Source organism: Bradyrhizobium sp. ma5 (assembly GCF_042258955.1).
Classification (GTDB): Bacteria; Pseudomonadota; Alphaproteobacteria; order Rhizobiales; family Xanthobacteraceae; genus Bradyrhizobium.
Genome location: NZ_CP170156.1, coordinates 7246582 through 7269948 on the forward strand (window position 1 = coordinate 7246582; position 23367 = coordinate 7269948).

Sequence of the window (23367 nt, forward strand, 5' to 3'; positions counted from 1 at the left end):
GCACATGGAATGGTCGACCAGGCCGGCCCGTCCGGATCAACCCTTCGGCAGTTGGGCAGACGACCTCGCAGCTGCCTTCGTGCGCCTCGAGCCGCGCCGGATTGCCGAGGAATCGTTTGCCGGCGCGATCTGCAAGGTCGACGCCGCGCCGCTGCAGATATCGCGGGTCACGGCGAGCGGGCATATCGTGCACCGGCTCGCCTCGCACATCGCTGCAAGCACCGACGACCTTTGCTTCGTCAACCTCCAGCTCGAAGGGCTGGGGCGCACCTCGCAGCGCGGCCACGAGCAAATCAGCGCCCCCGGCGATCTCGCGGTTGCCGATACGACGCAGCCGTTCGAGATCGCCCACCGGCATGACTTCAAGCTGTTCTGCTTTGCGGTGCCGCGGCGTCTGTTGCCGGACGCGCTGTTCGACCACCCGCGGCTCGGCCTGTCTGCGACCGAAACCGGCCGCGCGCTGTCGCGGACGCTGGCGAGCTACGCCGAGCTCTGCCTAAGCGGCGGTCACCTCGCAACAACCCCGGCGATGCTCGGCACGCATATCGCCGAGCTGATCGCCCACGTACCCGACATCCTCGCCGACACGGCGGCGGAGCGCGTGCATATGCCGGTCCTGCTGTCGATGATGCTTGACCATATTGCGCGTCACAACGACGACCCCGAGCTCGGCGCGCCGGCGCTGGCCACGAAATTCCGCTGCTCCGAGCGCTACGTGCACCGCCTGTTTGCAAGCACCGGCCGCTCGGTGGGCGAACACGTCAACGAGCAGCGGATCGCCGCGTGCACGCGCGCCCTGCTCGATCGCACCTCCGCGCACAAGACCATTGCCGAGATCGCCTTTGCCGCGGGCTTCCGCGACATCTCGCATTTCAACCGCCTGTTCAAGCGCCACAACGGCCTCGCCCCGCGCGAATTCCGCCGCACCGCCGCGCACTGAGGCGCGACGAGATTTGGTTCACTCCCCGCCAAGAAATCGGGCACTGCCGTCCAAGATTTCCCGACCACGCCGCGATAGTCATAGCCCGAACCGCCGACACGGAGGGCATTGGCATGGCAATCGATTTCACGCTCACGGCACAGCAGCGCGAGTTGCAACTCGCCTCCCGCAAATTTGCCAGAGAGGTGCTGGCCGAGGCCAGGGCCGCCGAAAAGCTGGCAACGCCGGAGCAGCGCTTCCTCGCCACCAAACCGACCTACGAGGCGATGGTGGCGGCCGGCTATCTGCGCAAGTGCATTCCGGCGCCGGCGGGCGGCGACAATGCCGGCATGATCGACATGGCGATCCTGGCCGAGGAATTCTATAGCGTGAACCCGAGCGTGACGCTGACCATGCTCGGCAGCGTGCTCGGCCTGCTGCCACTGCTGCTCGGCGGCACGCCGGAGCAATGTCGGCGGCTGCTCGCGCCGTTCCTGAAGACCAGCGGCGCACCGCTCGCCGCCTTCTGCTCCAGCGAGCCGGGCGGCAGCGCCAACGCCGCCTCGCCGCCGCCCGGCGAGGGCGTCCGCACCACGGCCCGGCGAGAAGGCGACAATTGGCTGATCAACGGCCGCAAGAAATGGGTGTCCTCGGCCACCGGCTGGAATCGCGAGGGTGCCGACCTTCTGACCATCGTGTGCCGGACCGACTCGGCCGCAGCGCCGGACGCCGCTATCTCGATCATTGCCGTGCAAGGACCGGTGAACGGCCTCGTGTTCGAACGTGCAATCGACAGCATCGGTCATCGCGCGCATCTCGTGCCGCAGTTTGCTTTGCAGAATGTCGCGGCGTCACACCGCAATCTGCTCGGACAGCAAGGTGCCGGCCTTGCGCTGACCGCGGCGGCTTTCACCGGCACCGCGGCGCTGGTCGGAATCTTCGGCGTCGCGCTGATGCGCTCAGCCTTCGCGTTCGCGCTCGATTTTGCCCGCAGCGAAAAGCGCGGCGGCGTCCACCCCATCATCGAGCATCAGGCGGTCGGATACGCGCTCGCCGATGCCAAGACCACGATCGAAGCGGCACGCTATCTGAGCTGGCGCGCCTGCCATGCGCTCGACACCCAGTCGCCGGCGGCCGAGGAGCTGGCGGTGCAGGCCAAGATCTTCGGTTCCGAGGCCGCCGTGCGCGTCATCACCGATCTGATGCGGGTGGTCGGGATCGACAGCTACGATCATGAAGCGCCGTTCGGCACCCTGCTGCGGGACGCGCTCGCGCTGCCGATCTTCGACGGCGGCAATCTCGGCATCCGGCGGCGGCAGCTGCACACGATGTTCAAGAGCCGCGACTACAGCCCGCTTTCTGCAAGCGGCGCGGCGTAGCGCAACGTGACGCGTCAAACCAAGGACCGGGCTTTAAAGGAACGCAATCATGAGCACGGAGCGGAAAGTCGCAGTGGTCACCGGCGCATCGCAGGGGATCGGCGCCGGCATCGTTCAGGCCTTCAGGGATCGCAACTGCCGGGTCGTCGCGACCTCGCGCTCGATCAAGCCGGCCACTGACGCGGATATCGTCACGGTGGCGGGCGACGTCGGCGCAACTGAGACGGCGGAGCACGTGTTCAAGGCGGCGCTGGAGCGCTTCGGCCGTCTCGACACGTTGGTCAACAACGCCGGCATCTTCATGGCCAAGCCCTTCACCGCATACACGCAAGATGACTACGCGAGCTACATCTCGACCAACGTGACGGGCTTCTTCAATATGACCCGGCGCGCGCTGGAGCTGATGAGCAAGCAGGGCCACGGCCACGTCGTCACCATCACGACCAGTCTCGTCGACCAGCCGATGAGCAGCGTTCCGGCCGCCCTCGCCTCGCTGACCAAGGGCGCCTTGAACGCCGCAACCCGCGCGCTCGCGATCGAATATGCACGGACCGGAATTCGCGTCAACGCAGTGTCGCCCGGGATCATCAAGACCCCGATGCACCCGGCCGATGCGCATCCGGCGCTGGCAGCGCTCCACCCGGTCGGCCGGATGGGAGAGATCTCCGACATCGTCGACGCCGTGCTCTACCTCGATGGCGCAGGCTTTGTGACCGGAGAGGTACTCCACGTCGACGGCGGACAGGCCGCCGGCCACCATATGCCGTAGCAAGGCGAACGCTCGGACCACGTTGCTGCTCCGCGCCCGCGGCAGCGGATGTATGGGTCACGTTTCGAACGCTGCTGCAAATTCAGTGTCGTCCCGGGCAAGCGAAGCGCGACCCGGGACCCATAACCACAGGGTACAGTTGTTGTGCGACGCTGGGGCCCCAGCGAATTCCATCACACAAGGCGGTGGTTATGGGTCCCTGCTTTCGCAGGGACGACACCGGAGAAGCCGCGGCCTCTCGGCTCAAGCACAGCCGCCTCTGGAATGCTGGATCACCCGCATGCGCATGCACGGGTGATGACACCGAGCAAGTAACCGCGGCATTGCGCCGCGAAGCTCGTTGCGGCGCAACAATCAAAATGAGACTGCCCGTTAAGCACCCCCGCCGCGACGACATCCGCGCCGTGCCTGCCTTCGGCTAGCTTTGCCGGCAACAACCGGACACCCATCGGCCTTCGTCAGGCGATGTGGACGCCGGCGACAACACAGAGGGAGGAGAGCGATGTTGAAAGGCAGTTTGGGACTGATTGCGTTGAGCAGCCTGTTGCTTTCGGGCACGGCATTCGCCCAGGAGAAGATCAAGGTCGGCGTCACCGCGACGCTCGAGGGCACCTACACGGTGCTCGGTGAGGATGGCATGCGCGGCCACCAGACCGCGCTCAACGTGCTCGGCAAGAAGATCGGCGACAAGGAGCTCGAGTTCATCGTCGCCTCGACCGATGCGACGCCGGATTCCGCGGTGCGCGCGGTGCGCAAGCTGATCGAGCAGGACAAGGTGCAGATCCTGCTGTCACCGCTGTCCGGCGACGAGGGCATCGCGGTGAAGAATTTTGCCAAGACCCATCCGGAGCTGACCTTCGTCAACGCCGCCTCCGGCGCGCAGGAGACGACCTATGTCGATCCGGCGCCGAACTTCTTCCGCTACAACATGGATGGCGCGCAGTGGCAGGTCGGCCTCGGCAAATACGCCTACGAGACCAAGGGCTATCGCAAGATCGCGACCGTCGGTGAGGACTACTCCTTCATCTACACTCAGGTGTTCGGCCTGGTGCTCGAGTTCTGCGGCGCCGGCGGCCAGGTCACCAACCGGCAATGGGTGCCGCTCGGCACCAAGGACTTCGCCTCTGTCATCGCAGCACTTCCCGACGATGTCGATGCGATCTATCTCGGCCTCGGCGGCGCCGACGCCGTCAATTTCCTCAACCAGTATCAGCAGGCCGGCGGCAAGGCGCATCTAATGGGCGGCTCGATCATGATCGACCAGACCATCCTGTCGTCGAAGGGCAGCGCCAAGAACGCCCTGATCGGCACCATCGCCGCCAGCGGCCAGGCCGATACCTGGGAGGATCCCGCCTGGCAGAAATTCGTGAAGGCCTATCAGGACTCGTTCCCGGAGAACAAACGCTTCCCGAGCCCGTCGCTGCTCGCCACCAACTATTACGGCTCGACCATGGCGCTGATCCTGGCGCTGCGGCAGGTCAATGGCGATCTCTCCAACAACCAGGCCAAGCTCAAGGATGCTCTGGCGAAGATCGAGATCGACGCCCCGAACGGCAAGATCAAGCTCGACGCCAACCGCCAGGCGATCGGCACCAACTTCGTCACCGAGGTGGTCGACGACGGCAAGGGCGCGCTGTTCAGCAAGGTCGTGAAGGTGATCCCGAACGTCAACCAGACGCTGGGCTACGATCCGGCGGTTTTCGCCAAGATCGGCCTGCCGAGCCGCACGGTCCCGGAGTGCAAGAAGTACTGACGTATTTGTTGCAGGTGCGAGCAAGCCAGCCGTGACCAAGTCGCGCGGTTGCACGAGGAGCCCTGCTCGCCCTTGCTTTCCGCGGGCGGATGATGAACGCTTGTCGAAAAGACAAGAACATCCCGCGGGAGGGGAGGCATGAGCAGGGCGCTTGCCGTCTTCCACGGCCGGTTCGGTCGCGCGACGGTCTATCAGTTGAACCGTCCCTTCAACGTGCATGCGCACCGCGAAGGGCACCTGATCTTTCATGTCGGCGGCACGCCGGCGCAGATCGATGTGTCCGAGCAGCGCCTGCTGCTCAAGGACGATACCGTGGTCGCGGTCAACCCGTGGGAACCACACAATTTTCTGCCGACCGACATGGACCACGGCGCGATCTTCTTCGTGCTCTATGTCAATGCCGAATGGTTCGCACCGCAGCCCGCGAGTGCGCAGGGCCTGCGGTTCGGCCGCACCTTCTTTCCGCGCACAGAGACGCTCGACCGGCTGATCCGCCGCACCGCAGCACTGGTGTGCGGCGCGCCATCGCTGCGCAGCCTCGACTGCGAGCTCCGGCAGCTGATCGACTCCTGCTACGAGGAGAGCTGGCAGGCGGCGCAGGACGCGCGTGCCGCCGCCGCGGTGACCGATTTCCGGGTCCGCAAATCGATCAGGCTGATGTCGGAAAGCCCCGGCGCCGAGATCGAGCTCGATGCGATCGCACGCGAAGCCGGCCTGTCGCGGCCGCATTTCTACCGGCTGTTCCGGACGCAAACCGGCGTCACCCCTCACCTCTACATGAACACGCTGATCATGGAGCAGGCGCTGGATGCGCTGGTCGCGACCGAGGCGCCGATCGCCGATATCGGCTTCGATCTCGGCTTCTCCTCGCAGAGCGGTTTCACCCGCTTCTTCGCCGCCAATGTCGGCATGGCCCCGACCGACTATCGCCGCGCCGCCAAGGTGTTGCGGCCGTAACGGAGGTCCCACCTAGACGATAAAAGATACTGTCGATCAAATCCGCCGCCTTCGCCCTCGGTAGGATGCAAGGACACGCGGCCCGGCAGACGGTCGCGACCACAGAGGGAACGCGACGGAGATGGCCAGGTTCATCGAACGCCATCCGGCCTGGGCGCTGATCGTGATCATCGCGGTCGCGGTGCTGCTGTGGCTGGTGTTCGCGATCTGGCCGCCGGGGCTGGAGGCCGCGATCGGCCGCAAGCGCGTGTTCCTCAACGCCGTCTTGAACGGCATCACGCTCGGCGGGCTGTATTTCCTGGTGGCCAGCGGCTTCACGCTGATCTTCGGGCTGATGCGCAACGTCAACCTCGCGCACGGCTCGCTCTACCTGTTCGGCGGCTATATCGGCTACGCCATCAGCACCTGGACCGGGTCGTGGATCCTCTCCTTCATCGTCGCCTTCATCGCGGCGGCGCTGGTCGGCGTGATCCTGCAGCTCGCCGTGTTCCGCCGCATGGAGGGTCAGGACCTCAGGCAGACCATGGTCACGATCGGGCTCTCGATCGTGTTCGCAGATCTGATGCTCTGGGTGTTCGGCGGCGACTTCTACCAGGTCCAGACCCCGAGCTGGCTGATCGGCCCGGTGCAGCTGCCGCTGCTCACCGCAATCAAATCATCGGGCGAGCCGGTCTATCTGCAATATCCGCTGGTGCGGCTGGTGATCTTCGCGGCGTCCGTCGTGATCGGCGTCGCGATGTGGCTGGCGCTGAATCGTACGCGGATCGGCATGATCGTGCGCGCCGGGGTCGACGATCGCGACATCCTCGCCGCCACCGGGATTCGGATCCAGCTGGTGTTCGTGCTGGTGTTCGCGCTCGGCGCGGGCCTTGCCGGCATCGCCGGCGTGGTCGGCGGCACCTTCCAGTCGCTGTCGCCGGGCGAGGATACGCGCTTCCTGCTGGCTTCGCTCGTGGTCGTGATCGTCGGAGGCATGGGCTCGATCCCGGGCGCTGCGCTCGGCGCCGTCATCATCGGGCTCGCCGAACAGCTCGGCTCGGTCTACATCCCGACCTACGCCATAGTCGTCACCTTCCTGATCATGGTCGTGGTGCTGGCGCTGCGGCCGCAGGGCCTGCTCGCGAGGCGATGAGATGTCGTTGCTCCAGAGCACCCAGTTCCGCCCCGACCCATCCGCTAACGCGCCCCGCCGCGCCCTGATCCGCACCTGGCCGGAATTCCAGAACCCGGCGGCCTGGCTGGTAGCGCTGATCCTCGTGATCATGCCGCTGATCGCCAACGGCTTCTTCCTGATCGAGATCTTCGCCACCACGCTGATCCTCGGCGTCATCGCGCTGAGCCTGATGTTCCTCGCCGGCTATGGCGGAATGGTCAGCCTGATGCAGCTCACCATCGCGGGCTTCGCCGGCTACATGGTCGCGGTGTTCGGCATCAGCGGCAGCACCAATATCAGCCTCGGCTGGCCGTGGTGGCTCGCAACCCCGACGGCGCTGGCGCTGGCGACGCTGTTCGGCACGCTCGGCGGCGCGCTCGCGGTGCGCACCGAGGGCATCTACACCATCATGATCACGCTCGCGATCGGCGCAGCCTTCTACTACTTCACCAACCAGAACTGGGCGATCTTCAACGGCCATACCGGCATCAACACCGTTGCGACGCCGCATTTCTGGGGCGTCGACTGGCGCGCCGACATCGCCTTCTACTATGTGACGGTCGGCGTCGCCGCGATCTGCTACTTCGCCGTCCAGTATGTCTCGCGCGCGCCGTTCGGCCTCGCGCTGCAGGGCGTCCGCGACAATCCGCGCCGCATGGCGGCCCTCGGCTTCAATCCCAATGCCCACCGCATCGCGGCCTACGCCTTCGCCGCCTTCATCGCCGCACTCGGCGGCGTGCTGCAAGTCTGGAACTACCGGCAGATCTCGCCAGGCTCGGTCAGCGTCGGCGCCTGCATCGACGTCCTGATCATCGCCGTGGTCGGCGGCATCACACGACCGATCGGTCCCTTCATCGGCGCACTCATTTTCGTCCTGCTGCGCACCTTCGCGCTCGACGTGTTGATCAAGTTCGGGCTCGACGGCAACCGCTTCCGGCTGCTGATCGGGCTCGGCTTCCTCGCCATCGTGTTCTGGTCGTCCGACGGCGTGATCGGCCTCTGGGACCGCTGGCGGCGCCGCAGCGCATCCTCGACGCGCCGTTCCGGCGGAGGCCGCCATGGATAGCGTCGCACAGCGGCTCTCGGTGGTCGGCGCCGGCGCCGCGCTGGAGCTGCGCGGCGTGACGCGGCTGTTCGGCGCGCTGGCAGCACTGACCGACGTCACGATCACCGTGCGTCCCGGCGAACGACGCGCGGTGCTCGGCTCGAACGGCGCCGGCAAGACCACGCTGTTCAATTGCATCACCGGCGACTTCCCACCCTCCTCCGGCACGATCCGCTTCTTTGGCGAGGACATCACCCAGTTCCCGCCCTACGAACGCATCCGCCGGGGCCTGCGCCGCACCTACCAGATCTCGGCGCTGTTCCCCGGCCTCACCGTGCAGGACAACGTCTATCTCGCCTGCCGCGGCGTCTCGCGCGGCCGCTTCTCGTTGCTGCGCCCGGGGCAGAACGATGCGCTGATGCACGCGACCGAGACGCTGGTGCAGGCCGTGCACCTTGCCGGCGTCAAGGACCAGCGCGTCGCCGAGCTCGCGCATGGCCAGCAGCGGCAGCTCGAGATCGCGCTGGCGCTGGCCGGCGCGCCGCGCTTCATCCTGTTCGACGAGCCAGCGGCGGGACTGTCGCCGACCGAGCGGCGCGAGCTGATCGAGATCCTGACCTCGCTGCCCGCGCATATCGGCTACATCATCATCGAGCACGACATGGACGTCGCGCTACGCGTCGTCGAGAGCGTGACGATGATGCACAACGGTCGCATCTTCAAGGAAGGCTTGCCGCGCGAGATCGAGTCCGATCCCGAGGTGCAGCAACTCTATCTCGGAGGCGGCCATGAATGACCGCCGTGCCGCGCCCGCGCTCGAAGTCAAAGGCCTCGACGTCTACTACGGCCATTCGCATGCGCTGCAGGGCGTCGACCTCACGCTCGACTCGGGCGTGTTCTCGGTGGTCGGCCGCAACGGCATGGGTAAGACCACGCTGTGCAAGGCCATCATGGGACTGGTGCGCGCCAGCAGTGGCTCGATCCGGATTCGCGGCGAGGAAGTCACGCGGTTGAACCCGGCGCGGATCGCCCGGCTCGGCGTCGGCTATGTGCCGCAGGGCCGGCGGCTGTGGCGCTCGCTCACGGTCGACGAACACCTTGCGCTCGCCGGCGGCCTGCGCCGCGGCGCTTGGACCATCGAGCGCATCTACGACACCTTCCCGCGGCTCGCCGAACGCAAGAACAACGGCGGCAACCAGCTCTCCGGCGGCGAGCAGCAGATGCTCGCGATTTCCCGCGCGCTGCTGACCAATCCGCAGCTCCTGATCATGGACGAGCCGACCGAGGGTCTTGCGCCCGTCATCGTCGCGCAAGTCGAGGAGATGCTGCTGCGCCTTGGCGATGAAGGCGACATGTCCATCCTGGTCATCGAGCAGAACATCGGCGTCGCGACCGCGGTGTCGCAGAACGTCGCCATCATGGTCAACGGCCGCATCAACCGCATCATCGACGCCGCGCGGCTTGCGACCGACCGCGAGTTGCAGCAGCGGCTGCTCGGTGTCGGCACCCACGACGCTGATGAGATCGATGCCGAGACGGCGCCGACAAAAGCTGAGGCGGCCGGCACGCCACAGCCGGAACGCAAGGGTCCGGTTCGCATCTACATCTCCAATCCCGTGCTGCCGACGCGCTGGTCGCAGCCGGTGCCGATCGCGCGCATCGAGGCCGCCGCGCGGACGCAATCCGCCGCGGTCACGCGTCTCGAGGAGACGACCCGCACGCGGCGCGAACCGGCAACGTCGAGGACATCGGGACCTCCCGTCGTGCTGGTCGTCGGCACGCTCGATACCAAGGGTGCGGAGCTGCGCTTCATCCGCGACATCATCGCGGGCAGCGGTCTGCGCACCCGGCTGGTCGACGTCTCGACCAGTGGCAAGGCGGCGAGTTGCGATGTCACCGCGCAGGAGATCGCGTTGAACCATGGCCGCGGCGGCGCGAGCGTGTTCGGCACCGATCGCGGCGCCTCGGTGACGGCGATGGCGGAGGCGTTCGAGCGATGGTTGCACCGCCAGGGCAATGTCGCCGGCATTATCTCCGCTGGCGGGTCAGGTGGCGCGTCGCTGGTCGCCCCCGGCATGCGCGCGCTCCCGGTCGGCGTGCCGAAGCTCATCATCTCCTCGGTCGCCTCCGGCGACGTCGGTCCTTATGTCGGCCCCGCCGATATCACCATGATGTATTCGGTGACCGACGTTCAGGGCCTCAACTCGATCTCACGCACGGTGCTCGGCAACGGCGCCCATGCCGTGGTCGGCATGGTCAAGGCACGGCTCGAGGAGCAGGCCGGCAAGCCGCGCGATACCGGCGCTCAACTTCCGGCGATCGGCATCACCATGTTCGGCGTCACCACGCCGGCGGTGCAGAAGATCGCGGCGGACCTCCGCGAGGATTTCGAGTGCCTCGTGTTCCACGCCACCGGCGTCGGCGGCCGCTCGATGGAGAAGCTGGTCGAGTCCGGTCAGCTCGCCGGCGTCATCGATCTCACCACGACCGAGGTTTGCGACCTCCTGATGGGCGGCGTGTTCCCGGCGACCGACGACCGCTTCGGCGCCATCATCCGCAGCCGCGTGCCCTATGTCGGCTCGGTCGGCGCGCTTGATATGGTGAATTTCGGCGCTCCCGACTCCATTCCGGAGCGCTACCGGCAGCGCAAATTTCATGTCCACAATCCGCAGGTCACCTTGATGCGGACCACGCCGGAAGAGAACGAGCGCATCGGCCGCTGGATCGGCGAACGCCTCAACCAGATGGACGGGCCGGTGCGCTTCTTTCTGGCCGAAGGCGGCGTCTCCGCGCTCGATGCCCCTGGCCAGCCATTCTGGGACCCGGATGCCGACGCGGCGCTGTTTCGCGCGCTGGAGCGGACCGTGCGCCAGACCGGCAATCGGCAGATCATCCGCATCAAGCGCAACATCAACGATCCCGAGTTCACCGCCGCCATCGTCAGCGCGTTCCGTCCGCTGCTCGGACGCGCCGGTGGCCGGCGGAGAGTGGCGAGGTGACCCATGCCCAGGTTTGAACGCGCAGCGCTGTTGAAGAAGTTTCACGCCATGATCGCACGCGGCGAGCCGATCGTCGGCGGCGGCGCCGGCACCGGGCTGTCGGCGAAATGCGAGGAGGCCGGTGGCGTCGACCTGATCGTGATCTACAATTCCGGTCGCTACCGCATGGCCGGCCGCGGTTCGCTCGCCGGATTGATGCCCTATGGCGATGCCAACGCCATCGTCGTCGAGATGGCCGGCGAGGTGCTCCCGGTCGTAACCAGGACGCCGGTACTCGCCGGCGTCAACGGCACCGATCCGTTCCGCGACATGGACGTGTTCCTCGACCAGCTCAAGGCACTCGGCTTCGCCGGGGTGCAGAACTTCCCGACCGTCGGCCTGATCGACGGCACCTTCCGCGCCAATCTCGAAGAGACCGGGATGTCCTATGCGCTCGAGATCGACATGATCGCGAAGGCGCATGACAAAAACATGCTGACCACGCCTTATGTGTTCAGCGAGCAGGAAGCGACCGCGATGGCGATCGCGGGCGCCGACATCATCGTCTGCCATATGGGCCTCACCACGGGCGGCACGATCGGCGCACAGACCGCGCTGAAGCTCGCCGACTGCCCTGCCCGGATCGAGACTTGGGCCGAGGCCGCGCTCAGCGTCAATTCGAACATCATCGTGCTCGCGCATGGCGGCCCGATCGCCGATCCCGCGGATGCCGATTTCATCATGAAGCAGACCCGCAACTGCCACGGCTTCTACGGCGCCTCCTCGATGGAGCGTCTGCCGGTCGAGCGGGCGCTGACGGATCAGGTTCGCAAATTCAAGGCGATCGGCGCGCGCTAGAGCCGCCGTGACCAAGGGAGGAAGAGATGTCAGGGATGCTGGTCGGTGAATTGATCCTCTGGCTCATCGTCGCAATCGTCGCGATCGTCATCGTCGTCTATGTGGTGAACTGGCTCTACCACCGCTCATCGAAGGAAACCTCCTTCGTCCGGACCGGTTTCCTCGGCGAACGCGTGGTGATCAATGGCGGCGCCTTCGTGCTGCCGTTCATCCACGACTACACGCCTGTGAACATGAACGTGCTGCCGATGGGGATCGTGCGCTCCAAACAGGATGCCGTCATTACCCGCGACCGCATGCGCGTCGACATCGAGGCCGATTTCTACGTCCGGGTGCAGGCGACCCGCGAAGCCGTCTCGATCGCCGCCGCCACGCTCGGCCGCCGCACCATGGAACCCGAACAGCTGCACACCCTGCTCTCCGGAAAGTTCATCTCCGCGATCCGCTCCGTTGCCTCCGAGATGACGATGGAACAGATGCACGAGCAGCGCGGCGACTATGTCGCCCGCGTCAAGGCCAATGCCGCCGAAGCGCTGGCGCAAAACGGCCTCGAGCTTGAGTCGGTTGCGATCACCGATCTCGACCAGACCGACCTCGAATATTTCAATCCCTCGAACCGATTCGACGCCGAAGGCCTCACCCGGCTAATGGAGGACATCGAGGCCAAGCGCAAGCTGCGCAACGACATCGAGCAGGACTCGATGATCAAGATCCGTTCCCGCAACCTGGAGGCCGAGCGGCAGGCGCTGGACATCGAGCGCGAGAGCGAAACTGCCCGCCTCGAGCAGGAACGCGACATCGAGATGCGCCGCGCCCTGCAGCGCACCGAAGTGGCACGTGAACGCGCGCTGCGCGAGACCGAGGCCGAGCAGGCCCAGATCACCGCACGCGAAGCCATCGAGAAAGCCCGCATCGCCAACGAGCAGGCCATCACCGAAGCCCGCATCGCCTCCGAACGCGAGACCCGGCACCGGGAGATCGAACGCACCCGCGCGGTCGAAGAGCGCGAATTGCTGGCACGCGAGGAGATCGAGAAGGCGCGGATCGCCAACCAGCGCTCGGTCGACACCACGCGTATCGCATCAGAGCGTGAGGTGCGCCAGCGCGAGATCGAGCGGATGCGCACCGTCGAGGAAGCCGAGATCGCCGCCCGAGAATCGATTGAAAAGGCCCGCATTCAGCAGGACCGCGTCGTCACTGATGCCCGCATCGCCAATGAGGAAGAGACCCGCCGGCGCGAAATCGAGCGGACCCGCGCCGTCGAGGAAGCCGAGATAGCGGCCCGCGAGGCCACCGAGAAGGCGCGCATCGCCCAGACCATGACGGTCAATGTCGAGCGGATCTCCTCAGACGAGCGCACCAGGGCGCTGGAGATCCAGCAGGTTCGGACCATCCAGGAGGCAGAGATCGAGGCGCAGAAGTCGGTCGAGGCCGCCCGGATCAGCAGAGAGAAGACGCTGGCCGCCGAGCGCATCGCCGCCGATCACACCACCCGCAAGCTCGAGATCGAGCGCAACCAGGCGATCGAGATCGCCGGGATCACTGCGCGCGACGCCACCGAGGCGTCGCGGATCGCGCAGGAAGAGCATGTCCGGGCGCTGGAAATCGCACGTACCCGCGCAATCGAGGAAGCCGATATCGCCTCGCGCGAATCGATCGAGGCGGCACGCATTTCTCAGGAGAAGTCGGTCGCCGCGCAGCGCATCCGTGCCGAACGCGAGACCCGCGCGCTCGAGATCGAGCGCACCGGGGCGATCGAGGCCGCCGAGCTGAAGCGCCGCGACGCGGTCGAGCGGCAGCGGATCGATGTCGAGCTGGCACTGGAGAGCGAGCGGATCACCTCCTCCAGGACCCGCGAAGTGCTCAACATCGACCAGAAGCGAGCGATCGAGCTCGCCGACGAGGAGCGCGTGATCGCGCTCGCCGCCAAGCGCTCGGAACGGATCGACGCCGACCGGCAGGTCAAGCAGGCCGAGATCACGGCCCGCAAGGAGGTCGAGACCACCGACGTGACCCGCGAGCAGGCGCTGGAGGCGGCGCGGATCGAACGGCGCCGCTCGATCGAGCAGCTCGAGGTCGCCCGCAATCAATCGCTGCAGGAGGCCGAGATCGCGGCGCGTGAAGAAGTGGAGCGCGCCCGCATCGCCTCCGACCGCGGTCTCGACGAGGCGAGAGTCGGCCGCGAACGCGAGCTGCGCAAGCTCGAGGTCAACAGGGAGAAGGACGTCGAGACCGCCTTGATGGAGAAGGCGATCGCGCTGCACCAGAAGTCGCTGGAGGAATCGGCGGCGCGCGCCGCCGCCGAGGACGCCAGGGTCCACGCCACCGAGGCGGCCGAGCGCGTCGTTACCGCGCGCGAGAGCGAGATTGCCAAGCGGCGCAAGACCATCGAGGTTCTGCTCGCCGAGAAGCAGGCCGAGGAAACCAGGATCGCAGCCGGTGCCGAACGGGTGCGTGCCACGGTCGAGGCCGAGGCGCAACGCCTGCTCAACGAGGCCGAGAACGTGCTGACCGACCAGGCCCGCTACTCACTGTTCCGCCGCAAGCTGCTCGACCGGATCGAGGGCATCGTGCGCGAGAGCGTCAAGCCGATGGAGAAGATCGAGGGCATTCGGATCCTCCAGGTCGACGGGCTCAATGGCAATGGCAATGGCAACGGCTCCGGCCGCAGCGCCACCGACGAGGTGATCGACTCGGCGCTGCGTTATCGGGTGCAGGCGCCGCTGATCGACTCGATCCTCTCCGACATCGGCGTCGAGGGCGGTAGCCTCGCCAAGATGCCCGGTCTGATCCGCGAGGCCCGCGATATGCAGGGCATCAAGGAGTCCGCACGCAAGAGCGGCGGCGACGCCAAACCGGCAGCGCCCGAAGGCGGCGGCGAGCCGCGTCCCGAACGCACGCCGCGCAAGAAGGACTGAGCTCGCAACATGGCACGGGTTTACGTCTCCACCGTCGTCAATGCCCGCAACGACCGGGTCTGGGCTCGCGTGCGCGATTTCAATGGCTTGCCGAACTGGCATCCCGCGATCGCCGAAAGCCGCATCGAAGGCGGCGAGCCCTCGGACAAGATCGGCTGCGTCAGGGATTTTCGCCTGCGCAACGGCGATCGTATCCGGGAGAAGCTGCTCGGGCTGTCCGACTACGACATGTTCTGCACCTACTCGATCCTGGAATCGCCGATGGGCGTCGAGAACTACGTCGCGACGCTGCGGCTGACGCCGGTCACCGACAGCGACCAGACGTTCATGGAATGGACGGCCGAGTTCGACTGCGCGCCGGAGCGCGAGGCGGAGCTTGTCAACAATATCGGCGGCGGGGTGTTCCAGGGCGGGTTCGACGCGCTGAAGCGGGCGTTCGGGGGATAGGCCGTGCCGCACATAGTCAAAAGCACGATCCTGGATGCACCGACCGATACGGTGTGGGCCGTGCTGCGCGATTTCAACGGTCATGACCGCTGGCATCCGGCGGTCGCGACCAGCGGCATCGAGCGGGCGCAGCCGTCGGACAAGATCGGCTGCGTCAGGCGCTTCAAGCTGAAGGACGGCGCCGAGCTGCGCGAGCAGCTGCTGGCGCTATCCGATCTCGAACAATCGTTCAGCTACTGCCTGCTCGATACGCCGGTCCCGATGTTCAACTATGTGGCGCATGTCCGGCTGCTTCCGGTCACCGATGGTGACCGAACCTTCTGGCACTGGGAGTCGCGCTTCATGACGCGGACCGAGGACAGGGACCGCATCACGCACATGGTTTCGGAAGACATCTACCAGGCCGGCTTCGACGCCATCCGCCGGCATCTGAAGGAGGCCGCGTAAGCGGGGTAGGACAACATGCCAGTCACGGTGAAGACCTTCACCAGCACCCATGACGCCGCGGCGGCGCTGTCGTCGGATCGCAGCGCCCGCTATCTCGGTGGCGGCACGCTGGTGATGCGGGCGCTGAACGAGGGCGACATCTCGATCTCGACCGTCGTCCGCGCCAGCGACCAGGCGATGACAAGGATCGACGCGTCCGGCGCGCGAGTCGTGCTCGGCGCCGGCGTCACCTTCGCGCGGATCCTGGCCGAGCGCGATCTCGGCTTCCTGCATGCCCCTGCCCGCTCGATCGGCGGACCGGCGGTGCGCAATATGGGTACGGTCGGCGGCAATCTGTTTGCGCCGGTGCCGTATGGCGACTTCACGGTCGCGATGCTTGCGCTCGATGCCGTCGTGTCGGTGCAGGGCGGGCTCGGCGGCCGCGAGATCGGAATCGAGGAATTCCTGCAATCGCGCGACCGGCAGGCCGGCACGCTGGTGCTCGCGATCTCCTTTGCCAAGCCCGGCAGCACTGAGGCCTTCCGCTACCGCAAGATTGCGCGGATCAAGCCGAAGGGCGGCGCGGTGATCACGCTCGCAGCCCATCTGCCGGTCAACGGCAGCCGGATCGTCGGCGCCCGCGTCGCGCTCGGCTCGATGGCGCCGACGCCGATCCGCGCCCGCGCCGCCGAGCGCGCGCTGGAAGGCCGCGCGCTCGACGCCTCCACCATCAACGCAGCCGCCGCGGCGGCGGTCGAAGGAACCTCCCCCGGCGACAATGCCCTCGCCAGCGCCTGGTATCGCCGCGAGATCGTCGGCGTGCACCTCCGGCGCCTGTTGTCCGGTCAGGAATAGATCGTCATGACCAAGACCCCTCTCCAATTCCAGCATAACGGCCGCGACGTCGCGATCTTCGTCGACGGCGGCACCAACCTCCTGGTCGCGCTGCGCGAGCTGATCGGCGACATGACGCCGAAATTCGGCTGTGGCCAGGGCGGCTGCGGCACCTGCAGCGTGCTGATCGACGGCGAACTGCATCTCTCCTGCCTGACGCTCGCCGAGACGGTCGCCGGCCGTTCGGTCGAGACACTCGACGGCATCAAGGACGGCCCCAGTCTCCACCCGCTGCAACGCGCCTTCGCCGACAATTTCGCCGCGCAGTGCGGTTATTGCACGCCGGGCATGCTGATGGCCGCGAAAGCACTGCTCGACCGCAATCCGCAACCGAACCGCGCCGAGGTCGTCGAGGCGATCTCCGGCAATATCTGCCGCTGCACCGGCTATGAGCCGATCATCAACGCCGTGCTGGCAGCCGCATCCGGCGGCCGGGCCCGCGCGTAAGGAAACAGTGCCATGCTGGAATTGCGCAAGGACCTCTTCGCCGACGAGCGCGACGACAATCTGAAAGAAATCGGCAAGGGCACGCAGCGTCAGGACATGCTCGGCCATGTCACCGGCACCTCACCCTATTTCGACGACCATAAGCTGCAGGGCATGCTGCACCTGAAGGTGGTCCGCAGCGCCCACTCTCATGCACGACTGCGCCGCATCGATACCTCCGAAGCCGAGCGGTCGCAGGGCGTGCGGCGCGTGATCCGCGCCTCCGACGTGCCGCACAATTTGAACACGCTGCTCAGCCTGATCAATTTCGGCAAGGACGATGAGCCGTCGCTCGCGGTCGACAAGGTGCGCTACAAGGGCGAGCCGATCGTCGCCATCGTCGCCGACAGCCCGCGCGAGGCCTTTGAGGCCATTGCCAAGGTGAAGATCGACTATGAGCCGCTGCCGGCGGTGTTCGATGTCGAGGACGCCCTGAAACCGGGCGCGCCCGTGGTGAACGAGGTCTATCCCAAGAACACCTTCACCTATCACGAGACCTATGATCGCCAGCAGCTCCGCTTCGGCGACGCCGACCGCGCCCTGGCCTCGGCCGATCATGTGCTGGAGCAGCGCTACCAGATGTCGCCGATCGAGCACGCGCCGACCGAGACCAACGGTTCGATCGCCGCACCCGACACCAATGGCCGCTACATCGTCTACACCTCGACGCAGGCGCTGTTCTTCTCGGTCGACACCTGCGCCAAGATCCTCGATGTGCCCTCCAACACCTTCCACTTCATCGGCGGCACTGTCGGCGGCGGCTTCGGCGGCAAGGTCGATACCCTGACCGAGCCGCTTTGCATCCTCGGCGCGATGCTGACCGGGCGCCCGGTGCGCTACGTGTTCGGGCGCGAGGAGGAGATGCAATACGGCCCGCCGCGCGGCGCCGAGCGCATCTACATCAAGGACGGCGTGATGCGCGACGGCCGCGTCGTCGCCCGCAAGGTGCGGGCCTATTTCGACAGCGGCGCCTATACGCGGCTGTCGAGCTACGCGGCGGTGAAATGCGCCGCGCATCTGCCAGGCCCCTACACGATCCCGAACGTCCATGGCGACGTCTACTGCGTCTTCACCAACCGCACGCCCGCCACCGCGATGCGCGGCTTCGGCGTCACGGCGATGGATTTCGCGATCGAATGCCAGATGGACAAGCTCGCTCATCTCGTCGGCATGGACCCGATGGAGTTCCGCATCCTCAATGCCTATCGCGACGGCGACATGAAGGCGCATCGCCGCGAGGCCAAGAACACCGCGCTGATCGAATGCGTGCAGGTCGCCGCCGAGAAGGCGAAGTGGCCGCTCCGCGAGGAGTTCAAGCGGATGTCGTCGCGCAAGGATGGTGGCGGGATCCGCGCCGCCGTGACGCTGACGCCGCGGGAATCGCATGCACCGGTGGCCGCACCGGCCCAGCAGCGCACGACGTATGACCGCGCGCCGGCCGCGACCCGCGAGCCGCCTCCGCCGCCTCCCTCACCGCCAACATCACCTCCGCCACCGCGGCCGAGCGCGCCGTCGCACGGCGCCACCCGCTTCTCTTCCGTCTTCGGCACCAGGAGGCGCTGACCATGACAAGGCACCGCGGACGCGGCATCGCGTCGGTCAACTACCCCATCGGCATGAATCTCGGCGGCGATCCGAGCCAGGCGTTGGTGCATTCCAACCCGAGCGGCAAGTTCACCGTGGCACTGTCCTCGATCGATCTCGGTCAGGGCATGAAGTCGGTGACGCGGCAGATCTGCGCCGAGACGCTCGGCGTGCCGGTCGAGGACGTCTATGTCGACACTGCTGATTCCGACACCGGCCCACACTGCATGGGCTCGTTCGCCTCGCGCGGCACCCATCGCGTCGGCAACGCCGTGATGGCGGCGGCGCGGGAAGCGCGCGGCGTGATGATGGAGGCCGCCGCCGAGGAGCTGGAGGTGAACGCCGCCGATCTCGAGACCGATGGCCGCGGAAATATCCACGTCAAGGGCGCACCGCACCGCTCGATCTCGACCAAGGACGTCGCGATCGCCGCGCAGTTCAAGCAGGGCAAGACGATCTCCGGCCGCGGCATCTTCCTGGTGCCGCTGTCCGACGTCGACCCTGAAACCGGCGAGATGTCGCCGGCGACATGTTATGCGCATGCCTGCCTGGTGGCCGAGGTCGAGGTCGACGACGAGACCGGCGAGGTCGACATGGTCAGGATGGATTCCGCCTACGAGCTCGGCCGCGCGCTCAATCCGCGGCTGGTCGAGCAGCAGCTGGTCGGCGGCGCCTGGATGGGCGTCAGCCACGCGCTCTACGAGACGCCGGAGCCCTATTATCCGGAGCCGGTGCATGGCCCGCGCGACTTCGTTGAATACCTGATGCCGGGGCCCGGCGATATCTGCCCGCACGACATCGCGGTGCTGGAACGCCCCGCGCCCGACGGCCCGTTCGGCGCCAAGGGACCCGGCGAGATGTGCGCCAATCCGGTGCTGCCTGCCGTTGCAAACGCGATCTTCAATGCGGTCGGGGTGCGGATCGACGATCTGCCGATCACGCCGGAGAAGGTGCTGCGCGCGATCCGGGCGCAGGGCGGCGCGCGGCCGCAACCGCGGCGCTGAGGTCACTTCATGCCGGTCCGCAGCAACATCGTCGGCATCGACAGCCCCGAGGCGCTGGAGAAGGCGCTGCGCGCCGCCTATTACCTCGCCGACGACGGCATCGCGACGGCGTCCTATCTCTCGCTCGCGCTCGGCAAGCCCCTGCTGCTGGAGGGCGCGCCGGGTGTCGGCAAAACCGAGGCGGCGAAGGCGATCGCCGCCGTGCTCGGCCGGCGGCTGATCCGCCTGCAATGCTATGAGGGCATCGACGCCGCTGCGGCGCTCTATGAGTGGAACTATCCGCGCCAGATGCTGGCGATCCGGCAGGCGGGCGAGGAGAGCATCGACATCTACGGCGAGTCGTTCCTGATCGAGCGCCCGATGCTGGCCGCGTTGCGCGCGCCGGATGCGACCGTTCTTCTGATCGACGAAATCGACCGCGCCGACCAGGAGTTCGAGGCGTTCCTGCTCGAATTCCTCTCCGACTTCCAGATCTCGATCCCCGAGCGCGGCACCATCCGCGCCACCGAACATCCCGTGGTCGTGCTGACCTCAAACCGCACGCGCGACCTGCACGAGGCGCTGCGGCGGCGCTGCGTCTATCACTGGATCGATTATCCGAATGCCGAGCGGGAGGCGCGGATCGTGATGATGCGCGCCTCCAGCGTCGCCGAAGCCACTGCCCGCGCGGTGGTCGCGGCCGTCGGCCGGCTGCGCCGCGAGCCGCTGAGCAAGGCGCCGGGCATTGCCGAGGCGGTCGACTGGGCCGAGGCCGCGACCTTGCTGCACAAGGGCGGCGCACGCTGGCCGGACGCCTTCAAGCGCTCGATCGGTGTCGCGCTGAAGGACGAGGAGGATCTGCATTTCATTTCACCCCGGCTCGATGCGATCATCGCGGAGGCTGCCGCGTGAGCGACGATCTCAAGCTGCCGCGTGCCGCGCAGGTCTTCGTCACCTTTGTCGCGCTGCTGCGTGCCAACGGCTTCCTGGTCACGCCGGAGCAGACGACGAGCTTCCTCGCCGCGATCGAACTGCTCGGGCCGCACAGCCTGGAGCACATCCGCCAGGCCGGGCTGGCCACCCTGGCACCGCCGCCAGAGCGCCGCGCGACATATGACCGGCTGTTCGACATCCATTTCCGCGGCGCCGATGCGATCGAGCAGGCCGAGGGCGAGGACGAGGAAACCGTCCGCCTGCAGGAGGAGGGCCGCGGCGAGGACGAGCCGCCGCTCGCCGACGAGGCCAATGAATCCGGCCTCGCCGCGGCGCGCGCCGAGGCGCTGGTCGAGCGCCGCTTTGCGCAGACCACCACCAGCGATCCGCTGCGCCGGTTGGCACGCGAGGCAGCAAAACGGCTGCCGCGGCGGCGCGGCCATCGGCGACGACGTGCGAGGAGCGGCCCATTCGCCGACCTGCGTCGTACCTTACGCGACAGCGTGCGCAATGACGGCGAGGTGCTGCGGCTCGGACGGATGCGCCGCCGCCAGCGTCCGCGGAAAATCCTGCTCCTGATCGACGTCTCCGGCTCCATGAAGGCGCGCACCGAGGAGAACATGCGACTGGCGCATGTGCTGGTGCAGGCGGCCAGCAATGTCGAGGTCTTCACCTTCGGCACGCGGTTGACCCGCGTCACCCCGGCGCTGCGGCTGAAGCGACGCGAGCAGGCGCTGAACGCGGCCTCCTTCCTGGTCAGCGACTGGGACGGCGGCACCCGCATCGGCGACGCGCTGCAGGCGTTCCTTGCGGTGCCGCGGTTCGGTGGATATGCCCGCGGCGCCGCCGTCGTGATCGTCTCCGACGGCCTCGAACGCGGCGATCCGGCCGCGCTACGCGATGCCGTCGCAAAACTGTCGCGCCGGGCCTGGCGAGTGAGCTGGCTGACGCCGCTCGCGACCTCGCCCGGCTTCAAGCCGCAAACCGAGGCGCTGATCGCGATCGAGCGCTTTGTCGATGATCTCGTGGACGGCGGATCGAGCGCGGTTATTGTCGCGCATCTGCTGTCACTTGCAACAAGGAGAGCTGCGTGACCGGCATTGTCGACGGGCATCATCACATCTGGCGTCAGGCCGATCTCGCCTGGCTGTCCGGCTCGATGCAGCCGCGTATCTTCGGCCCCTACGAGCGGATCCGCCGCGATTATCCGATCGAGGAATATCTCGACGACCTCAAGGGCACCGGCGTTACCCGCTCGGTCTATGTCCAGACCAACTGGCCGAACGGCCAGTTCGAGGACGAGGCGGCCTGGGTGCAGCAGACCGCCGACCAACACGGCTGGCCGCACGCACTCGTCGCCTATGCGGACTTCTCCGTCGACGACGTCCGGCCACAGCTTGATCGGTTGAAGCGCTATCCGCTGGTGCGCGGCGTGCGCATGCAGCTGCACTGGCACGAAAACCCACTCTATCGCTTCGCGGCTCGTCCCGATCTCTGCACCGATCCGGTCATCCGGCGCAATGTCGGCCATCTCGCCGATTACGGCTGGAGCTTCGACCTGCAGGTGTTCGCGCCGCAGATGGCCGATGCCGCCGGTCTCGCCGCAGCCTGCCCCGACGTGACGTTCATCCTGCAACACGCTGGCATGCTGGAGGATCTGTCGCCGCAGGGCCGCGCCGGCTGGCGCGCCGGCATGGCGCGGCTCGCGCAATGCCCGAACGTCGTGTCGAAGCTGTCCGGGCTCGGCACCTTCATCCACCGCAACGATGCAGCGCATATCGCCGGCGTCGTGATCGACACGGTCGCGATCTTCGGCGCGGACCGCTGCCTGTTCGGCTCGAACTTTCCGATCGAGAAGCTGTGGACCAGCTACCGCGATCTCATCGACGCCTTCAAGGCAGCCGCCGAACGGCTCAGCCGCGAGCAGCGCGAGGCGATCTTCAGCACGACGGCGGCGCGGGTCTATCGGCTCGGGCCATAGCAGCGCCGCGAGCACGGACACAACGACGAACACGAATTGGGAGGGAGAAAGATGCCGTTGGAGATCAAGATCCTGGACTATGGCGATATCGAGCTGGAATCGAGCTTCCTCGTGCTCGGGCACAATTGCGGCCGCACCCGCCGCGTGCTGACGCTCGGTTTCCTGATCCTCGGCGGCCCCTACCCCGTGCTGGTTGATACCGGCTACCGCTCCAACCAGATCATGGAGACGCTCGGCATGCGCGGTCTCCAGTTCCACGAGAACATGATCGAGAACCAGCTCGCCCGTCACGGCGTGCGGATGGGCGACGTCCGCTTCGTCTGCCACACCCATCTGCACATCGACCATGCCGGCAAGGACGACCTGTTCCCGATGAACACGACCGTCGTCGTCAACCGCAAGGAGCTGGAATACTCGGTCTCCGGCCTGATGCACCCGCAATATCCCGCACCCGACATCAAGCATTTGATCGACCGCCTGCACACCAAGAGCGCGCTGCGTTTCCTCGACCTCGAAATCACCGGTCCGGTCGAGCTGATGCCCGGCGTCTATTGCGATGCCGCCAACGCTCATACCGAGGGCTCGATGAACGTCCACGTCCACACCGCCGACGGCATCGCCACGATTTGCGGCGACGTGATCTATGACTTCAACGACCAGATCGTCACGCCCTTCAACGAGATCCAGGACGCCGAGCCGCGCACCACTGGCAACCATGGGACCAGCAAGCGTGCCGAGAAGGCCGCGATCAAGAAGCTGCTGTCGAGCTCGCGCTATCTGCTGCCGGTGCACGATCGCCCGGCGAAGATCGAGGGCGGCATGGTGGTCGGCCGCCTGCACGACCAGGTGCCCGGGCCCGTCGTGCAAAGCCTGCCGCAACGCAGCTGGTTTCCAGCGTAACAGC

21 protein-coding genes are annotated in these 23367 nt (G+C 66.7%); all 21 read left to right on the forward strand.

Features of this window, described 5'->3' with window-relative positions:
- Positions 1-4: 4 nt before the first annotated feature.
- The 21 genes from ACE103_RS34210 (at position 5) to ACE103_RS34310 (ending at position 23363) form a co-directional block, all read left to right on the forward strand.
- The gene (locus ACE103_RS34210) at positions 5-940 is read left to right on the forward strand and encodes a helix-turn-helix domain-containing protein (protein WP_375776608.1); all 936 of its coding nucleotides are present in this window, start codon (positions 5-7) and stop codon (positions 938-940) included.
- A gap of 113 nt (positions 941-1053) precedes the next feature.
- On the forward strand, positions 1054-2298 hold the full coding sequence (locus ACE103_RS34215) for an acyl-CoA dehydrogenase family protein (protein ID WP_375776609.1): 1245 nt from the start codon (positions 1054-1056) through the stop codon (positions 2296-2298).
- A 49-nt stretch (positions 2299-2347) separates the two neighbouring features.
- Entirely contained in the window at positions 2348-3067 is a 720-nt protein-coding gene (locus ACE103_RS34220; RefSeq protein WP_375776610.1) for an SDR family NAD(P)-dependent oxidoreductase, read from the forward strand.
- 502 nt (positions 3068-3569) lie between these two features.
- Positions 3570-4820 carry an ABC transporter substrate-binding protein gene (locus ACE103_RS34225; RefSeq protein ID WP_375776611.1) on the forward strand — a complete coding sequence of 417 codons (1251 nt, stop codon included), beginning with the start codon at positions 3570-3572 and terminating at the stop codon, positions 4818-4820.
- A gap of 138 nt (positions 4821-4958) precedes the next feature.
- The gene (locus tag ACE103_RS34230; RefSeq protein ID WP_223969580.1) at positions 4959-5777 is read left to right on the forward strand and encodes a helix-turn-helix transcriptional regulator; all 819 of its coding nucleotides are present in this window, start codon (positions 4959-4961) and stop codon (positions 5775-5777) included.
- 121 nt (positions 5778-5898) lie between these two features.
- Positions 5899-6909 (forward strand): branched-chain amino acid ABC transporter permease, encoded by a 1011-nt coding sequence (locus tag ACE103_RS34235; RefSeq protein WP_375776612.1) that lies wholly within the window; start codon positions 5899-5901, stop codon positions 6907-6909.
- A gap of 1 nt (position 6910) precedes the next feature.
- Entirely contained in the window at positions 6911-7996 is a 1086-nt protein-coding gene (locus ACE103_RS34240) for a branched-chain amino acid ABC transporter permease (RefSeq protein ID WP_375776613.1), read from the forward strand.
- Positions 7989-8771 (forward strand): ABC transporter ATP-binding protein, encoded by a 783-nt coding sequence (locus tag ACE103_RS34245; protein ID WP_207835482.1) that lies wholly within the window; start codon positions 7989-7991, stop codon positions 8769-8771. The genes ACE103_RS34240 and ACE103_RS34245 overlap by 8 nt, the downstream gene beginning before the upstream one ends.
- Positions 8764-10974, forward strand: a complete 2211-nt coding sequence (locus ACE103_RS34250) for an ABC transporter permease (RefSeq protein WP_375776614.1) — start codon at positions 8764-8766, stop codon at positions 10972-10974. The genes ACE103_RS34245 and ACE103_RS34250 overlap by 8 nt, the downstream gene beginning before the upstream one ends.
- A gap of 3 nt (positions 10975-10977) precedes the next feature.
- A complete protein-coding gene (locus tag ACE103_RS34255) occupies positions 10978-11811 on the forward strand; it encodes a phosphoenolpyruvate hydrolase family protein (RefSeq protein WP_375776615.1) in 834 nt (277 codons plus the stop codon).
- Positions 11812-11837: 26 nt separating this feature from the next.
- On the forward strand, positions 11838-14729 hold the full coding sequence (locus tag ACE103_RS34260; RefSeq protein WP_375776616.1) for a flotillin domain-containing protein: 2892 nt from the start codon (positions 11838-11840) through the stop codon (positions 14727-14729).
- Between the two features lie 9 nt (positions 14730-14738).
- Positions 14739-15176 (forward strand): SRPBCC family protein, encoded by a 438-nt coding sequence (locus ACE103_RS34265; protein WP_375776617.1) that lies wholly within the window; start codon positions 14739-14741, stop codon positions 15174-15176.
- A 3-nt stretch (positions 15177-15179) separates the two neighbouring features.
- The gene (locus ACE103_RS34270; protein WP_375776618.1) at positions 15180-15623 is read left to right on the forward strand and encodes an SRPBCC family protein; all 444 of its coding nucleotides are present in this window, start codon (positions 15180-15182) and stop codon (positions 15621-15623) included.
- A gap of 15 nt (positions 15624-15638) precedes the next feature.
- The gene (locus ACE103_RS34275) at positions 15639-16457 is read left to right on the forward strand and encodes an FAD binding domain-containing protein (protein WP_375776619.1); all 819 of its coding nucleotides are present in this window, start codon (positions 15639-15641) and stop codon (positions 16455-16457) included.
- Between the two features lie 6 nt (positions 16458-16463).
- Positions 16464-16943 (forward strand): (2Fe-2S)-binding protein, encoded by a 480-nt coding sequence (locus ACE103_RS34280; protein WP_375776620.1) that lies wholly within the window; start codon positions 16464-16466, stop codon positions 16941-16943.
- 12 nt (positions 16944-16955) lie between these two features.
- Positions 16956-18545, forward strand: coding sequence for a xanthine dehydrogenase family protein molybdopterin-binding subunit (locus ACE103_RS34285; RefSeq protein ID WP_375776621.1), 1590 nt, complete (start codon positions 16956-16958; stop codon positions 18543-18545).
- Positions 18546-18547: 2 nt separating this feature from the next.
- Entirely contained in the window at positions 18548-19570 is a 1023-nt protein-coding gene (locus ACE103_RS34290) for a xanthine dehydrogenase family protein molybdopterin-binding subunit (RefSeq protein ID WP_021075858.1), read from the forward strand.
- Between the two features lie 9 nt (positions 19571-19579).
- Entirely contained in the window at positions 19580-20461 is an 882-nt protein-coding gene (locus ACE103_RS34295) for an AAA family ATPase (protein WP_375776622.1), read from the forward strand.
- Complete coding sequence (locus ACE103_RS34300; protein WP_375776623.1) at positions 20458-21576, forward strand: VWA domain-containing protein; 1119 nt, start codon at positions 20458-20460, stop codon at positions 21574-21576. The genes ACE103_RS34295 and ACE103_RS34300 overlap by 4 nt, the downstream gene beginning before the upstream one ends.
- Positions 21573-22463 (forward strand): amidohydrolase family protein, encoded by an 891-nt coding sequence (locus ACE103_RS34305; RefSeq protein WP_375776624.1) that lies wholly within the window; start codon positions 21573-21575, stop codon positions 22461-22463. The genes ACE103_RS34300 and ACE103_RS34305 overlap by 4 nt, the downstream gene beginning before the upstream one ends.
- A gap of 51 nt (positions 22464-22514) precedes the next feature.
- The gene (locus tag ACE103_RS34310) at positions 22515-23363 is read left to right on the forward strand and encodes an MBL fold metallo-hydrolase (RefSeq protein ID WP_375776625.1); all 849 of its coding nucleotides are present in this window, start codon (positions 22515-22517) and stop codon (positions 23361-23363) included.
- Positions 23364-23367: the final 4 nt, after the last annotated feature.

Bases quoted from the DNA above. Each gene is read 5' to 3' on its own strand.
- ACE103_RS34275 (WP_375776619.1), top strand. From the start codon at position 15,639: ATGCCAGTCACGGTGAAGACCTTCACCAGCACCCATGACGCCGCGGCG.
- ACE103_RS34265 (WP_375776617.1), top strand. From the start codon at position 14,739: ATGGCACGGGTTTACGTCTCCACCGTCGTCAATGCCCGCAACGACCGG.
- ACE103_RS34280 (WP_375776620.1), top strand. From the start codon at position 16,464: ATGACCAAGACCCCTCTCCAATTCCAGCATAACGGCCGCGACGTCGCG.
- ACE103_RS34255 (WP_375776615.1), top strand. From the start codon at position 10,978: ATGCCCAGGTTTGAACGCGCAGCGCTGTTGAAGAAGTTTCACGCCATG.
- ACE103_RS34290 (WP_021075858.1), top strand. From the start codon at position 18,548: ATGACAAGGCACCGCGGACGCGGCATCGCGTCGGTCAACTACCCCATC.
- ACE103_RS34210 (WP_375776608.1), top strand. From the start codon at position 5: ATGGAATGGTCGACCAGGCCGGCCCGTCCGGATCAACCCTTCGGCAGT.
- ACE103_RS34215 (WP_375776609.1), top strand. From the start codon at position 1,054: ATGGCAATCGATTTCACGCTCACGGCACAGCAGCGCGAGTTGCAACTC.
- ACE103_RS34245 (WP_207835482.1), top strand. From the start codon at position 7,989: ATGGATAGCGTCGCACAGCGGCTCTCGGTGGTCGGCGCCGGCGCCGCG.
- ACE103_RS34240 (WP_375776613.1), top strand. From the start codon at position 6,911: ATGTCGTTGCTCCAGAGCACCCAGTTCCGCCCCGACCCATCCGCTAAC.
- ACE103_RS34260 (WP_375776616.1), top strand. From the start codon at position 11,838: ATGTCAGGGATGCTGGTCGGTGAATTGATCCTCTGGCTCATCGTCGCA.
- ACE103_RS34250 (WP_375776614.1), top strand. From the start codon at position 8,764: ATGAATGACCGCCGTGCCGCGCCCGCGCTCGAAGTCAAAGGCCTCGAC.
- ACE103_RS34235 (WP_375776612.1), top strand. From the start codon at position 5,899: ATGGCCAGGTTCATCGAACGCCATCCGGCCTGGGCGCTGATCGTGATC.
- ACE103_RS34295 (WP_375776622.1), top strand. From the start codon at position 19,580: ATGCCGGTCCGCAGCAACATCGTCGGCATCGACAGCCCCGAGGCGCTG.
- ACE103_RS34220 (WP_375776610.1), top strand. From the start codon at position 2,348: ATGAGCACGGAGCGGAAAGTCGCAGTGGTCACCGGCGCATCGCAGGGG.
- ACE103_RS34285 (WP_375776621.1), top strand. From the start codon at position 16,956: ATGCTGGAATTGCGCAAGGACCTCTTCGCCGACGAGCGCGACGACAAT.
- ACE103_RS34225 (WP_375776611.1), top strand. From the start codon at position 3,570: ATGTTGAAAGGCAGTTTGGGACTGATTGCGTTGAGCAGCCTGTTGCTT.
- ACE103_RS34230 (WP_223969580.1), top strand. From the start codon at position 4,959: ATGAGCAGGGCGCTTGCCGTCTTCCACGGCCGGTTCGGTCGCGCGACG.
- ACE103_RS34310 (WP_375776625.1), top strand. From the start codon at position 22,515: ATGCCGTTGGAGATCAAGATCCTGGACTATGGCGATATCGAGCTGGAA.